The following is a 15172-nucleotide window of genomic DNA, read 5'->3' as shown; positions in this document are numbered from 1 at the left end:
GACTACACCGTATCGTGCTGCAGCAGCCTGCAGCCGATACGGTCCACGGCGCTTAACAGTTCAAGCTGTCCCTCCCGCTGATACAGCGATACCGCGTTAATGTCGATCGATAACGGCCAGCATAGCGTTGAGATCGACGCCAGCGTCGCCCCCTGACGGGTAATTGCAATAATCTTTAAGCCCTTGCGCAGCGCGTTTCGCGCCATTTCTATCAGCGACTGTGTCTCCCCGGATTTGCTGATCAGCACCAGCGTCCCCTTCGATACCCGTGTCAGCTGGTGCATGTCATTCAAAATAAGATGCGGCAGGCTCGCCAGCGATAAAAAGCGCGACAGGTAGTTGAGGCTGGTAAGCGAGGCGCCGCGTGCGTACAGATAGATATGGCTGGAATGGATGAGCAGCCTGGACACCTCCGCCACAATGTCGTCCGCCTGCGGACCCGCGTCGGGCACTGCAGGCGCAGGGGTAAAATGATCGCGTAAAAAACGATACCGAAGTTCGGTATAGCTTTTATACCCCATTTTTTTACACACACGATTAACGGATGTTGTCGTTGTAAAGGTATCACGGGCAATCTCTTTTGCCGAAATATTAGAAATATTACACGCGTGATGCTGAATGTATTCAAATATCAAGCGTTCACTTCCCTGGAATGAATTCATATATTACACCCTGTTTAATCCCGGCATGATATTAACACAACAGAGAAATAGTCTCTGGAAGGCGCTTCACACATTGCATTTACGCGTATCGCGATACGTAATTAGTATTAGCAAACGTTAAAAACTGTTTTAGGTTCTCTTTATACTTTCCCTGTTTTCACATCCAGGGAATTATGACAATGACGAAACAGAAAGTTGTCGCGGTAACGGCCTGCCCAACGGGCATTGCACATACCTTTATGGCGGCGAATAAAATTATTGCATGGGCTAAAGAGCACAATATTGAGGTTAAGGTCGAAACGCAGGGCAGCGACGGCGTTAAAAACCGCTTAACGAAGCAGGATATCGCCTCCGCCACGGCCATTATTCTGGCAACCGACGTCCCCATTCAGGATGCCGAGCGCTTTGAAAACATTCCCCACCTTCAGACCCGCACGCAAGAGCTGATCAAGCATACCGATCGCTATCTGCGTCAGGCGCTTGCCATGGAAAAAAACGTCACGACTGTCGTACATGAAGACGAACTCCAGCCTTCGGCTTACCAGATTTTTATTGGCCATATCATGGCGGCCATCAGCTATATGCTGCCGGTGGTGGTCATGGGCGGGCTGATGATGGCAACGGCCAAAATTACCGGCCAGTTTATTAACATCGACCATTCGCCGTTCAGCGTGCTGGATAAAGTGGGCTTTATGACCATTAAGTTCATGTATCCGGTTTTCGCCATGTATCTGGCGTTTTCCATTGCCGGCAAACCGGCGCTGATCCCCGGACTTATCGGCGGCATCATGTCAGACGAGGTCTATAAGCGCTTCTTTGATATCGAAGGCTTTATGCCGTCCGGCTTTTTCGGCGCGATCGGCATTGGCTTTTTTGCGGGCTATCTGGTGCGCTGGCTGAATGATTCCATTCACGTCCGCCAACAGCTCACCACCATCAAGACCATGCTGGTCGTCCCGCTCATCACCGGCATTACGCTGGTGATGGTCATGGAATATTTGATTAACCCGATTTTTGGCTCGCTTAACCAGCTGATGGTGGTCTTTTTTACCTCGGCAGGTGACACCGGGCGCGGATTCTATTCCGCGATGATCGCCGCAGGCACCGCGTTCGACCTGGGCGGCCCGGTCAACAAGGCGGCAGGCTCAGTCGCGCTCGGCCTGAATGGCATGAGCGAAACGTTTGATCTCACCGCCCGCGAACTCTCCATCGTGATCCCCTCCATTGGCGTCGGCTTTGCCGCGTTCCTCAATGGCCGCTTTGGACTACCGGATGTCTTCAGCCGGGAAGAGAAAACCGTTGGCAGTACCTCGTTGCTGCTGGGCGTGATTGGGATCTCCGAAGGCGCGATCCCGTTCATCCTGAAAAACCCACGTCTGATCCCGGTGTTCATGACCGGTGCCGTCACCGGCGCGCTGGTCGCCATTGCACTCGGCGTGAAGCAGACGCTGCCGCTGCCTGCCATCTGGGGCTGGCCGCTGGCAACCAACGTGGTGGGCTACCTGGCGAGCGTCTTTATTGGCGCACTGATTTGCGCCCTGGGCGTGCTTTACGTCAGCCCAAAGAACGCCAGCTAAGGGGAAGGTCATGAATCAGATCCACGTCATTGCCCATACGCACTGGGATCAGGAGTGGTATTTCACCCGTCAGGACAGCATGGTGCTGGCGTCATATAACTTTGCGGACGTCATCGACACGCTGGAGCAGGACCCGGCTTACAGCTGCTATCACCTTGATGGACAGATGGCGGTGGTAGAAGACTTTCTCGCTATCAATCCCGAGTATCGCACCAGGCTGGAGACGCTGGTCAGAGCGAAAAGGATTTTTGTGGGGCCGTGGTATACCCAGACGGATACCTACAACGTGCATGGCGAATCCATTATCCGCAACCTCAAATACGGCATCTTCTCTGCCCGTAAGCTGGGGCACGCCATGCAGGTTGGGTATCTTCCGGATACCTTCGGCCACAATGCGCAGATGCCCACGATTTTGCAGGGCTGCAATATCGACAACATCGTCTTCTGGCGCGGCGTCGATCACGACAGACAGGCGAAAAGCAGCCAGTTCCTCTGGCGCGCGCCGTCAGGGGAGACAGTTATCGCCTGCGCGATGGCGCTCGGTTATGGCGCGGCTAAAAACATCTCTTCAGACGCGAGCCATTTGCAGGGAAAAATCTTCCCGATGGTCAATCTTCTGCGCTCGCGGGCCGGAATAAATGACCTGCTGCTGCCCTGCGGCGGCGATCAGGTCAGCATCGACCCAGCGCTGCCGAAAATCCTGCAGGTCGCCAGCGCACGCTCCCCGGATGAGGACCGTTACGTCATCAGTTCGCTGGAGCACTACGTCGACATTCTGCGCGCGCAGCGTGAGCAGTTTGAATTTTGGGAAGGAGAGCTGAAATCGCCGCGCTACACCCGCATCCATAAAACGATCGGCTCCGTGCGCTACGACATTAAAAAGAAAAATGATGCAGTTGAGCAGTTCATCCTGCGGCAGCTGGAGCCGACAATCGCCATGGCGCGTCATCAGGGGCTCCCGGTCAACCTCTCGGTGGTCGATACGCTCTGGAAGAAGCTGTTGCGAAGCCATGCCCATGACTCCATCGGCGGCTGTAACAGCGATGCCACCAACCGCGATATTTTGCATCGACTGGAGCAAACCGAACAGCTGTGCCATAGCCTGTGGAACCTGGTGGTGAAAACCCTGGCCGCCGCCTGCGCTCGGGAAGGCGATCTGCTGATTTTTAACCCGCTGGCCACGCAAACGCAGCGCGTGGTGAAAACCACTCTCTATAGCCGCGCTGAAAATATCGCCCTGTCGTATCAGGGGCAGGCCATCCCCTTCGACGTCCTGAAAAGAGACGTGTTGCCCGGCGGAACGGCGATCTCCCTTAACGCCGAAGGCGAGTGTGAAACGCCCCTTCCCCCTTATTACCGCTGGCACGTTGCTGTGAAAACACCGGTTCTGCCGCCGGTCGGCTATCTCAGCGTTAACGTTGAAGATGACCCGGCGCCTTTCCGGCAGCCTGAACAGACAACGGGCAGCGAGATAGAGAATGCACAGTATCGATTAACGCTGGACGACGGCACGCTAACTCTGCACGACAAACGCAGCGGCAGATGCATCCCCTCGTTCTTTACCCTTGAAGACTGTGCGGATGCGGGCGACAGCTACGATTTCTCACCGCTTGCGGGCGAAACGCCGACGCGATGCGACCATTTCACGCTCATCGGCTGCCTGAAAACGCCGCTTGTCGAAAAGCTGATCGTTGAAGCCACCCTGTTTCTTCCGCCAGATCTCGCCGGACGCCAGGATACTGCCCGAACGCCGTTATCCATTCGTCTGGAGTGCACATTACGCGAAGACGATCCGAACCTGTACGTCGAGGCTTCGCTGGAAAACAGCCACTGCGATCACCGGCTACGTTTACTGATCGGCAGCGATATTCGCACCCGTCACGCTATCGCCTCCCAGCCCTTCGCGATAATCCAGCGCGATACGGGGTGTGAGAGTGGAAACTGGCAGGAGCGCTATCGCGAGATGCCCGTGGATATCGAAACCACCGAAGGCATTATCGCTGTCGCGGAAGCGGGCAAAGCGCTGGTGGTGAATAGTCGCGGTATGAAGGAATTTCAGATTATCGGCAGCGAACCCGCGACGATTGCCCTGACGTTGTTTAAAGCGACGGGCGTGCTCGGGCGCAACGATCTCGACTGGCGACCGGGCCGTGCGTCCGGCATTAATAATACGGTGGTTGAGACCCCCGATGCGCAGTTGCTGAAACCGCTGCACTTTTCATTTACCGTCGCGCTGGCCGACAGCGCCGATCATCTCACGCTTCGCCAGCTGGAAAATCAGGCGGCCGGACAGCCCTTCACCTACCAACGGCAATCGTTACACACGCTCGATCACCGCCTTGAGCGCTTTGCGTTGCGTCTGCCCGACCACAGGCTTCCGGCAGAATTCTCATTATTGACCCTGCCGGAGCCGCTAGTCCTTTCTGCCCTGCCCCATGCGCAACGGTCGAATGGCACCGTCGTCCGGGTGTTTAACGCCGGGACGCAGCCGGTTCCCGTCCCGGAAAGTCTGGCGGGGCTACGTCAGATCAACTATCTGGAAGAGCCTGTGCCGCCGGTAACGGCAATCCCCCCTTTCGCAACCTGCGATTTTTTGATGGAGGCTTAATATGAACTTGCTTGCATTGACGCACCCCGATCTGGTTTTTATCAACCCGCCGCACCGTACGCCTGAAGCGCTGATCCGCTGGCTCGCCGAACCGCTCGCCAGGCGAAAAATCATCTGCGATGAAGAAACATTCATCCAGAGCGTGTTACAGCGCGAAAGCGAAGGCCCTACCGCGCTGGGTGAAGCACTCGCCGTTCCGCACGGTAAAACCGAGGCGGTGCAGCAGGCGGCGTTTTGTGTGGCACTCTTTGACGACCCGATACGCTGGCCGGGGCTGGACGGTGATGAAGAGGTCAGAATGGTTTTCCTGCTCGCCATTCCGCCCGCGGAAGCAGGCAGTACCCATATGCAGCTGCTGACGACGCTGACCAGTTTATTGACAGAAGATCGAGTGCGCGCGCAGCTTCTGGCGGCGCGCACCCGGGAAGAGGCGATGTCCGCCCTGAGTGCTGAAGAACCTCAAAAACAGGATGCGGCCCCTGACCGCTCCCTTCTCATTCCGGTGATACTGGGCAGTATCGCTACCGCAGCCTTTTTACAGGCAGGATTGAGCTGGGCCTGCGCGGTGAGTTAACCGAACGGCGCTCAGCATGTACCACGTTGAGCGCTTGTTTTTGTTGAATAATTAATCAGATTTTTCCTTCGCGTCTTTACAAAGGCTGAAGCGCCCGCCGTTTGTACTCTCGTCTTTTTACTTTGTTCTGCGTCAAATAAATCGCAAACTTGTTTGATGCAAATCACTATATGTAGAACTTAAAATGCACGCCGACCCAACATCTTGTATTAATCGTCTACTATTCCAACAACAAGACGGCGCTTACGCTGGCCGGAATTGTGGATAACACGAGCTGGGAACGGGGGAAGTCTTTGGCCTGGCGGGGAATACGTCCGGTGAATACTTCTCCACCTCTGTGGATAACCTGTTTTTAAAAATGGAGTGATCATGACACCGCATGTGATGAAACGTGATGGCTGTAAAGTGCCGTTTAAATCAGAGCGCATCCAGGAAGCCATTCTGCGTGCAGCTAAAGCAGCGGGAGTCGATGACGCAGATTACTGCGCCACCGTCGCAGAAGTCGTTAGCAGCCAGATGACTGAACGCAGCCAGGTCGATATCAACGAGATCCAGACCGCGGTTGAAAACCAGCTGATGGCTGGCCCCTACAAACAGTTAGCCCGCGCCTACATTGAGTATCGCCACGATCGCGACGTGCAGCGTGAGAAGCGCGGTCGCCTGAATCAGGAGATCCGTGGCCTGGTGGAGCAGACCAACTCTGCCCTGCTCAATGAAAACGCCAACAAAGACAGCAAAGTGATCCCGACCCAGCGCGATCTGCTGGCCGGTATCGTCGCCAAACACTATGCCCGCCAGCATCTGCTGCCGCGCGACGTGGTCTCGGCACACGAGCGCGGCGAGATCCACTATCACGACCTCGATTACTCGCCGTTCTTCCCGATGTTCAACTGCATGCTGATCGACCTGAAAGGCATGCTGACCCAGGGCTTTAAAATGGGTAACGCCGAGATTGAACCGCCTAAGTCGATCTCCACGGCGACAGCGGTAACGGCACAGATCATCGCTCAGGTGGCGAGCCACATTTATGGCGGGACCACCATTAACCGCATTGACGAAGTGCTGGCCCCGTTCGTGACGGCGAGCTTCAACAAGCATCGGAAAACTGCCGAAGAGTGGCAGATCCCGGACGCGGACGGCTATGCGCGCTCCCGTACCGAAAAAGAGTGCTACGACGCGTTCCAGTCGCTGGAATATGAAGTGAACACGCTGCACACCGCCAACGGGCAGACGCCGTTTGTAACCTTCGGTTTTGGCCTGGGCACCAGCTGGGAATCACGCCTGATCCAGCAGTCCATTCTGCGCAACCGTATTTCCGGCCTCGGCAAGAACCGCAAAACTGCGGTGTTCCCGAAACTGGTGTTCGCCATCCGCGACGGCCTGAACCACAAGTTTGGCGATCCGAACTACGACATCAAACAGCTGGCGCTGGAGTGCGCGAGCAAGCGCATGTACCCGGACATTCTGAACTACGACCAGGTGGTAAAAGTCACCGGCTCGTTTAAAACGCCTATGGGCTGCCGCAGCTTCCTCGGAGTGTACGAGGATGAAAACGGCGAGCAGATCCACGACGGGCGTAACAACCTGGGCGTCATCAGCCTGAACCTGCCGCGCATCGCGCTGGAGGCCAAAGGCAATGAAGCTGAATTCTGGAAACTGCTGGATGAACGCCTGCAGCTGGCGCGTAAGGCGCTGATGACCCGTATCGCACGCCTTGAAGGGGTGAAAGCCCGCGTGGCGCCCATCCTCTATATGGAAGGGGCCTGCGGCGTGCGCCTGAAGGCGGACGATGACGTGTCCGAGATCTTCAAAAACGGCCGCGCGTCGATTTCGCTGGGCTATATCGGCATCCACGAAACCATCAACGCCCTGTCTGGCGACGCGCATATGTACGACAGCGCGGCCCTGCGCGAAAAAGGCATTGCGATTGTCCAGCGCCTGCGCGACGCGGTTGACCAGTGGAAAGAGGAAACTGGCTACGGGTTTAGCCTCTACAGTACGCCGAGCGAGAACCTGTGCGACCGCTTCTGCCGTCTGGACACCGCCGAGTTCGGGATTGTGGAAGGCGTGACCGACAAAGGGTACTACACCAACAGCTTCCACCTCGACGTGGAGAAAAAGGTAAACCCGTACGACAAGATCGACTTCGAAGCGGCCTATCCGCCCATCGCCAGCGGCGGGTTCATCTGCTACGGCGAGTACCCGAACATCCAGCACAACCTGAAGGCGCTGGAAGACGTGTGGGATTATAGCTATCAGCACGTGCCGTATTACGGGACCAATACGCCAATCGACGAATGCTACGAGTGTGGCTTTACCGGTGAGTTCGAGTGTACGAGCAAAGGCTTTACCTGCCCGAAATGCGGCAACCACGATGCAGCCCGTGTCTCCGTGACCCGTCGCGTGTGCGGCTATCTCGGCAGCCCGGATGCCCGTCCGTTTAACGCCGGCAAGCAGGAAGAGGTGAAGCGCCGGGTGAAACATCTGGGGAATGGGCAGATCGGTTGAGCCACTGCCACATTTATGCCCGGTGGCGCTACGCTTACCGGGCCTACAATCCGCACTCACACTGTACCCGGCTTAGTTAACCGCTATGAACTACCATCAGTACTACCCCGTCGACATCGTCAACGGCCCCGGTACCCGCTGCACCCTGTTCGTTTCAGGCTGCGTTCATGAGTGCCCAGGCTGCTACAACAAAAGCACCTGGCGCGTAAATTCCGGCATGCCGTTTACCGCTGAAATGGAAGACCGCATCATCAACGACCTGAACGACACGCGCATCAAACGCCAGGGGATTTCGCTCTCCGGCGGCGATCCGCTTCATCCGCAAAACGTGCCGGAGATCCTGAAGCTGGTGAAACGCATTCGCCGCGAGTGCGCGGGAAAAGATATCTGGGTCTGGACGGGATATAAGCTGGAAGAGCTGAATGCTGCTCAGAGGGAAGTCGTGGATTTGATTAACGTGCTGGTGGACGGCAAGTTCGTGAAGGATTTGAAAGACCCGGCCCTGATCTGGCGCGGCAGCAGCAACCAGGTTGTGCATCACCTGCGTTAAATGCTAAAGCCGTTTATTTGCTTCATGATAAACGGCTGATTTCTCTCTCTTTCCGATAGCGATAACAAATACCGTAACTACGTTATCCTGAACCTGATAAACCAAACGATAACCCAGAGATCTGAGTTTTATTTTGTAGCAATCCGACAGGCCGTGCAGGCGGGCCGATTCAATTCTGGGGTTCACTAAGACGTCAGCAAGTTTCTTTTTAAACTGGCATTTCACCGTATCGCCCAGCTTATGCCACTCCTTTAAAGCCCTCGGGTCGAACTCCAGTTCATAAATCATCCAGACTAACCTTAATTCCCTTTTGTGGATTCGCCAGTCGCTCCCGGACTGTCTGTATCAGTTCATCTTCACTGTCACTGATGGTGACAGTTTTCACCGGCATACGCCCTGTTTCCGCAACGTACTGAAACAGTAACCGCACGGCTTCCGTTGGGGTAATATTGAGTTTTTCCAGCACGGCATACGCCTCATTTTTGAGTTTGTCATCCAGACGGACGTTAAGCGTGGCCATTATGCCTCCAGTAAAATCGAATCTGTAATGCAGTTTAGCATTACATTCGCATTACATCGAATTCTGGATAACGCCTCTCAAAACCGGCTCAAACTCTCCATCGCCTCAGCCTTAAACGCCGCAAAATCCTCGCACTGGCACAGGCGCGTCATTGCGCGTTCTCGCAGGAAAGTGACGAAGATGTCGTAAATCGCCATCGCCTCTTCGTACTCGCTTTTGCTGATGGCGAGCAGGAAGATGACGTGCGCCGTTTCATCCCCCCACTGAATACCCTGCGGAGCCAGCACCGTATAGACCACCGTTTTCTGTGCCAGCAGGCCGAGGGAGTGCGGCAGCGCGATGCCGTCGCCGAGCATGGTGCTGACGATAGCTTCACGCTCAACGACCGAATCCAGAAACTCCGCGCCGACAAAGCCTTCGGCCTCAAGCTGTTCACACAGCTCGCGGAACAGCGTTTGCTGGTCAACAGGCTTGTCGAGAATGCGGAAATGGGCCGCGTCGAAGTATTTCTCCAGCATCCACGGGCGGGTGCGGTCCACCAGCACCAGCTTGCCGATCTGCTCTAATTGATAATCGGTCGGGAACGGGGCGATCGTCACCACCGGTTTAGATTTTTCACTCACGCGGGCGGTGGAGATGACAAAGTCTTCGCCGATGGCATCCGCCAGCTCGTATTCGCGCAGAGTGAGCGTGCGCGTCACCTCGATCTGCGGATATTTGCGCTGGAGCACCGCCTCGATCATGCGCACCATCGCATTACCGGCGTCGCACACCAGCAGCACGCGCGGCTGGCGCTGGTAGCCGATGTTGTAGTGGCGCTCCAGCCCCACGCCGATGTGCAGCACCAGAAAACCAATCTCATTCTCGCTGATCGCATACGGCGTGTATTTCCCCCAGCTCGATACCGCCGCGAGAGTCATATCCCACGCCATCGGATAGTGCTGCTTGATGTTGTCCAGCAGCGGATTGGGGATCATGATTTGATAGCGCACGCGGGTGATCATGGTTTTAATGTGCGTGAGCAGATCGGCGTGCAGCTGCGCGTCGCTGAGCAGGTTGTAGTTATAGTGGGTGTTGATGTAGCGCAGGATATAGTTGACCAGCGCTTCGTCGTCGTCGGCGTTAATCGCGCTGGGGGCAATCTCCTGAATCTGCCGCGCCGCGATGTGGACGCACAGCCAGCTCTCTTCCGATGGCGCAAGCGCCTTGCCCGCCAGCTCCTGAATGGCCACCGCGATATCCTTCGCCGCCTCGCGCACGTTCTCTTCCACGTCTTCCGCGTGGAATTCCGGCAGCGGATACCCCTCGCTGATGCGCCGCACCGACACCGCGCAGTACAGGCGCAGGAACAGTTCGCCTTCGTCGGTCAGACGAATGTGATGGCGGGTGAGCGCGTCGTGAAGCACGACCACCATCTGCTCCGGTACCCCGGCGTTGAGCGCGACCTCCGTCACCAGCGGGTTAAGGCTGTCCTGCTGCGCCAGCTCCCACAGAAGATCGGTCAGGCAGGCGCGGACCGACATCTCGCTGCCAAACAGCTTCATGCCGTGGCGCGGGCGGGTTTCCAGCGTCAGGTTATAGCGCTGGAACCACTCGCGCACTTCCACCATGTCGCTCTGCAAGGTGGCGCGGCTGACAAACCACTCGTCGGCCAGATCTTCAAGCTTAAGTGAAAACGCCGACGTCAGGAAACGCACCACCAGATAGTGCACGCGCTCCGGTCCCGTTCGGGGAATACGCAGCGCGCGCGGGTGTGATGCCTGAAGCTGCTGATAGCGCTCGGCATCGTCAATTTTAAGCTGGTAGCCGTTACCCCGGCTCAGAATAAACTGCGCGCCGTGGCTCGCCAGCAGCGCGTTCAGGGCGGTGATATCTGCGCGGACGGTTCGCGTGGAGACCGACAGCCGCTGCGCCAGCTCGTCCTGCGGCAGCGTCTCGTTTTGCAACAGATCGAAAAGTTGCGCTAAACGTTGGTTCGGAAATCGCACGTCGTTGTCCTCTTACTGCTCAGGGTGAAATGACCATCTGGGATGGGCTGCCGACCGGGGTATAGTCTGGCTCGAAGCTCAGCTTGCCGTCCTGCGCCACGCGGAAACGGGTAATGTTGTCGCTGCGCTGGTTCATGACGTACAGCCAGCGTCCCTGCTTATCGAGCGTCAGGGTGCGCGGGTAGTCGCCGCGCGTCCAGACATCCTCCTGATGCCTCAGCGTGCCCTCCGCTGTTACGGTAAAGTGCCCGATGCTGTTATGCAAACGGTTCGCCACATACAGCTGTTTACCATCGGCGCTTAGCGCCAGCCCGGCAGCAAAACTGGTGCCTTTGTAACCGTCCGGCAGGGCAGAGACCGTTTTGCCCTCTTTCAGCCTGCCGCTGCTGTCCAGCGCATAATGGGTGAGCGTCGACGCCTCTTCGTTAATCAGCCACAGGGCATCGCCTTTCGGCGTAAAAACAAAATGACGCGGGCCGGCGCCTTTTGAGGAGGCGCTGATAAACGGCGGATCGTTCGGCGTTAGCTTTCCTGTTCGATCGTCAAAGCGGTACTGATAGATACGATCCAGCCCAAGATCGGTGGAAAAAACGTATTTCCCGCTCGGATCGGCGGCGATCATGTGCGCATGCGGGCCGTTGTGATCGCTGATGGCAAAGCTACCTTCGACAGCCGCTTCCGGCTTCGCCGCGCCCGGTTCGCCCTGGTCCTGATGTCTGTCCGTCGCGTCACCCAGGCTGCCGTCCGCGTTGACGGGCAAAACGGCAATCGATCCGCTGACGTAGTTCGCCACCAGCAGATGCTTGCCGTTTGGCGTTAGCGAAAGATACACCGGCCCGGCGCCACCGGAGGCCACCTGATTCAGCTCGCTCAGCTCACCGTTATCGCCGACGCGCAGCGCCTGCACCACGCCCTGCTCCACTTCGCTTGCCAGATACAGCGTTTTACCGTCTTGCGAAAGGGTCAACTGCGCCGCGTTCGGCAGTTTGCTCACCAGCGTTTTATCGTCCAGCGCGCCGGTTTGCGGGTCGATGGTAAAACGGTACAGCCCTTCACCGTTCGGATTATAGGTGCCCACCCAGGCGTATTGCGTCTGGGCGATGGCGGCGGTGGCAAGCATTGAGAGTGAAGCGACAAGCAGGTTACGGGTGTGCATGGTGGCTCCTTTATATGTGTGAGTTCTATTTCACCAGCTTCTTCGTCATCGCCAGCAGCGTACGCACATCTTCCGGACGCGTATCGCCGCTGGCTTTGTCGATAATCGAGCTGTAGATGTGCGGGATGATTTTGCTTACGCCCGCGTCGAGGGCGATCTGCAGGATCGCCTCATAGTTTTCCAGATCGATCCCCCCCGTCGGCTCCAGCCAGAAGTCGTGACGGGCGCAGGCTTCCGCCACCGCCTGGTATTCGTCACGGCACTTGAGGCCGCCCATCGGGAAGTACTTAATCGAGCTGCCGCCGAAGTCTTTCAGCAGGGCAATCGCCGTTTCAACCGGCACGATGCCGTCCGGCGCTTTGCTGCTCAGCGGGCCGGTGGAGATTTTCACCATGCCGACGGTACCGGTCGGAGAGACCAGGCCATTGACCACCGATTCATTCTGCCCCAGCAGCGCGCGGCTCGCGGCCACGCCGGTGAAGACCTGATTAACGTGCTGCGGCTGCACCTGGCGGGAGATCTCGCTCACCATCGCCGACTGGTTCGGATCGCCCGCGCCCAGCCCTACGGAGAGCGCGTTATCAATCAGCGCCGCGTACTCGCGCATATCCGCGACCGCGCTCGCCACGTCCGGGTAATTTTTGGAGAGCACGCCCACCAGCACGTGACCTTCCGCCGCCTCGTAAATGGCGCTGGCGTTGGCCTTTGAGCCGGCCAGCACGTTCAGGCAGACGCGGTCACGGTAAAAATTGGGGGTCAGTTTCATGCGTTTTTCTCCTGTCCTAATACTTCGCTAATGCGGCGGTAGACGATGTTCAGCTGGTCAGCACTTACGCTACGCACGTCCGCTTCGATAATCCCTTCGTTGGCCTTGTAGCCACGGAAATAGATGGCGTATTCGCCCTGCTTGAGCGCGTTCACCAGGTCACCCGTGCCGACGCCTGTGGTGGCTTCGTCGAACTTAATTTCGGTGCGGGCGATATCGCGACCCGCGCTGTCCCAGACCACGCGGGCGGTGACGCCGTTCAGGGTGTTGAGCGCGTCGATAAACGGCGTCATTTTCGCCACCATCTCGGCACCGCTTTCCTTGGTGGCCGTCAGGTAGTGTTCAATGGCGCAGGTCAAGCCGAGGATCCCCTCTTTACCCACCTTCATAGCGCGGCCAATGCCCGCCGTCTGGCGTTTCACCCACTCGACGTACTGGGTTTTGCCGATCACCAGGCCGCTGGTTGGCCCCTCGATCGCCTTCGCGCCGCTGTAAATCACCAGATCCGCGCCGGAGCGGTAGTACACGTGCAGATCTTCTTCCGCTGCGGCATCGACGATCAGCGGCAGGGAGTGTTTACGTGCGACGACTGCCGCCTGCTCGACGCTGAGCATGCTTTTCTGCACGCAGTGGTGCGATTTGATGTAGAGGATCGCTGCCGTGCGCGGGGTGATGGCCGCCGCCAGCTGGTCGGCGGAGCATTCGTTGGCGTAACCCGCTTCCACCAGCTTGCCGCCGCCCAGCGCCACCATGGTGCCGACCGGCGCGCCAAAGTTAACGTTGTGGCCTTTCGGCAGGACGATTTCATTGTTCTCGATTGGCGTGACGTGCAGGTTTTCCAGCAGCCAGTCGCTGTCTTTTACCAGCACCGCCGCCACGGACTGGGCGATGCCCGCCGACGCGCAGGAGACCACCGTCGCGCCTTCCACATCCAGCAGCTTCGCGATGTATTCCCCGGTTTTATTGACCAGATCCTTCATCTCGAAGTAATGATTCATGCCGTCCATCGCCGCCTGCACTACTTCCGGGCGCGGCGTGGAGACGCCCAGCGCCGTCATGCGGCCAGAGGTGTTGATAACCTGCTTTAAATTATACTTCTCATAAATCGAAGGCATGTTCCGTGCTCCCTTGTTCGGTCATGTAGCCCTTGCCCGCGCGGATCGCGGCAAGCGGCATCAGAATGTGTTCAGCCTGCAGGCTGTCGTTTTCAGCGTCCGTCAGCACCGTTGGCTGGCGTTTAATCGTGAACAGCGTCAGGTCGGCGTCGAGACCCGGCTGGATGCGACCCTTGCGCGTCAGGCGCAGGCCGTCGGCGGCGTTCGAGGTCACGCAGTCAATCACCTGCGGCAATGACATGCCGATGGCGAGAAACTTCGACATCACGCTTGCCAGCGAGCCAACCGGGCCGTTGATGCGGTTGCGGCAGTAGATATCCGAGCTGATGGTGTGCGGCAGAATGCCCATCGCGATGGCGCGTTTCGCCACCTCAAAGCTAAAGCTCGCCGTGCCGTGGCCGACGTCCAGACGCACGCCACGCTTAAGGGCGGAGGTGATGGAGGCGCGCAGCTCGCCGGACGGCGTCAGAATGCGGTTAGGCTTGCCGTTATAGCAGTGGGTAATGATGTCGCCGGAGCTTAACAGCTCGGCGATTTCATCGAGGTTCGGCGGGTTATTGCCGATGTGCACCATCAGCGGCAAGTCGCCATTCTCTTTCTGGATGGCTTTGGCGCGCTCCAGCGGCGTGATGCCGTTTTCACCGACCACGCTGCTGCTCATGCGCGCCTTCAGGCCGACAATAAAATCCGGGTGGCGCTTCACCGCCTGCTTCACCGCATCGGCGTCAATGTTTGCCATGTTGGCCAGCTCGTTCTGGGCAATCAGCCCCACGCGGGAGATATTCAGGAGGGCAAAGACGTCGGTGGAGGCTTTGCGGGTGATGTCGTAAAAATCGTCCACGTCGTCGGCCCCGGTACTGCCCGCGTCCACCACGGTAGTGACGCCGGTGGCAATACCCACGCTGTCCGGCTCGTCGTGGTAAATCGGTGAGTTCGGGTAGCAGTGAACGTGGGAGTCAATCCAGCCCGCGCTAACGTACACGTCACCGTTAAGCTCAACCGTTTTACGGGCGGGAGCGTCAATTTCGCCCGTCGCGGCGATCTTCCCGTCCTGAATGGCGATATCGGTCAGGGTATCGTCGGCGAGGCGCGCACGGCGCAGGAGTAAATCAAACATGAGGATCTCCTGATAGGGCGGGCGCCGGAGC

At 57.6% G+C, this 15172-nt stretch carries 13 protein-coding genes; 5 read left to right on the top strand and 8 right to left on the bottom strand.

Annotated elements, in window-relative coordinates:
- Positions 1–2 precede the first annotated feature (2 nt).
- The gene (locus DG357_RS02505; protein WP_041911449.1) at positions 3–662 is read right to left on the bottom strand and encodes a MurR/RpiR family transcriptional regulator; all 660 of its coding nucleotides are present in this window, start codon (positions 660–662) and stop codon (positions 3–5) included.
- Positions 663–841: 179 nt separating this feature from the next.
- Between DG357_RS02505 and DG357_RS02500 the strand changes: the two genes are divergently transcribed.
- The 5 genes from DG357_RS02500 to nrdG all read left to right on the top strand — a co-directional run bounded on the left by DG357_RS02500 (position 842) and on the right by nrdG (position 8479).
- The gene (locus tag DG357_RS02500) at positions 842–2239 is read left to right on the top strand and encodes a PTS fructose transporter subunit IIC (RefSeq protein ID WP_088204680.1); all 1398 of its coding nucleotides are present in this window, start codon (positions 842–844) and stop codon (positions 2237–2239) included.
- A gap of 10 nt (positions 2240–2249) precedes the next feature.
- Positions 2250–4847 (top strand): glycoside hydrolase family 38 N-terminal domain-containing protein, encoded by a 2598-nt coding sequence (locus DG357_RS02495; RefSeq protein ID WP_088204681.1) that lies wholly within the window; start codon positions 2250–2252, stop codon positions 4845–4847.
- Between the two features lies 1 nt (position 4848).
- Entirely contained in the window at positions 4849–5421 is a 573-nt protein-coding gene (locus DG357_RS02490; protein ID WP_088204682.1) for a fructose PTS transporter subunit IIA, read from the top strand.
- 369 nt (positions 5422–5790) lie between these two features.
- Positions 5791–7929: an anaerobic ribonucleoside-triphosphate reductase gene (gene nrdD / locus DG357_RS02485; RefSeq protein WP_048960133.1), complete on the top strand. Its 2139-nt coding sequence runs from the start codon at positions 5791–5793 to the stop codon at positions 7927–7929.
- Between the two features lie 85 nt (positions 7930–8014).
- Positions 8015–8479, top strand: coding sequence for an anaerobic ribonucleoside-triphosphate reductase-activating protein (gene nrdG, locus DG357_RS02480; protein ID WP_088204683.1), 465 nt, complete (start codon positions 8015–8017; stop codon positions 8477–8479).
- A 3-nt stretch (positions 8480–8482) separates the two neighbouring features.
- Here the strand turns inward: nrdG and DG357_RS02475 are convergent, their stop codons facing one another.
- From DG357_RS02475 to DG357_RS02445, 7 genes are all read right to left on the bottom strand, one after another.
- Positions 8483–8767: a type II toxin-antitoxin system RelE family toxin gene (locus DG357_RS02475; protein ID WP_088204684.1), complete on the bottom strand. Its 285-nt coding sequence runs from the start codon at positions 8765–8767 to the stop codon at positions 8483–8485.
- Positions 8757–8999 (bottom strand): type II toxin-antitoxin system RelB/DinJ family antitoxin, encoded by a 243-nt coding sequence (locus DG357_RS02470; RefSeq protein ID WP_023331889.1) that lies wholly within the window; start codon positions 8997–8999, stop codon positions 8757–8759. The genes DG357_RS02475 and DG357_RS02470 overlap by 11 nt, the downstream gene beginning before the upstream one ends.
- Positions 9000–9076: 77 nt before the next feature.
- Positions 9077–10987, bottom strand: coding sequence for a BglG family transcription antiterminator (locus DG357_RS02465; protein ID WP_048999489.1), 1911 nt, complete (start codon positions 10985–10987; stop codon positions 9077–9079).
- Between the two features lie 19 nt (positions 10988–11006).
- Positions 11007–12143 carry a lactonase family protein gene (locus DG357_RS02460; protein WP_088204685.1) on the bottom strand — a complete coding sequence of 379 codons (1137 nt, stop codon included), beginning with the start codon at positions 12141–12143 and terminating at the stop codon, positions 11007–11009.
- Positions 12144–12168: 25 nt separating this feature from the next.
- Positions 12169–12909, bottom strand: coding sequence for a 2-dehydro-3-deoxy-phosphogluconate aldolase (dagF, locus tag DG357_RS02455; RefSeq protein ID WP_041911457.1), 741 nt, complete (start codon positions 12907–12909; stop codon positions 12169–12171).
- Entirely contained in the window at positions 12906–14024 is a 1119-nt protein-coding gene (locus DG357_RS02450; protein ID WP_028015299.1) for a DgaE family pyridoxal phosphate-dependent ammonia lyase, read from the bottom strand. Before DG357_RS02450 ends, dagF begins: the two co-directional genes overlap by 4 nt.
- A complete protein-coding gene (locus DG357_RS02445) occupies positions 14008–15141 on the bottom strand; it encodes an amidohydrolase/deacetylase family metallohydrolase (protein ID WP_088204686.1) in 1134 nt (377 codons plus the stop codon). Before DG357_RS02445 ends, DG357_RS02450 begins: the two co-directional genes overlap by 17 nt.
- Between the last annotated feature and the right edge of the window lie 31 nt (positions 15142–15172).

This window comes from Enterobacter bugandensis, assembly GCF_900324475.1.
GTDB lineage: Bacteria > Pseudomonadota > Gammaproteobacteria > Enterobacterales > Enterobacteriaceae > Enterobacter > Enterobacter bugandensis.
Note: the sequence above shows the minus strand (reverse complement) of the source record. Positions and strands in the feature narration are given on the sequence as shown.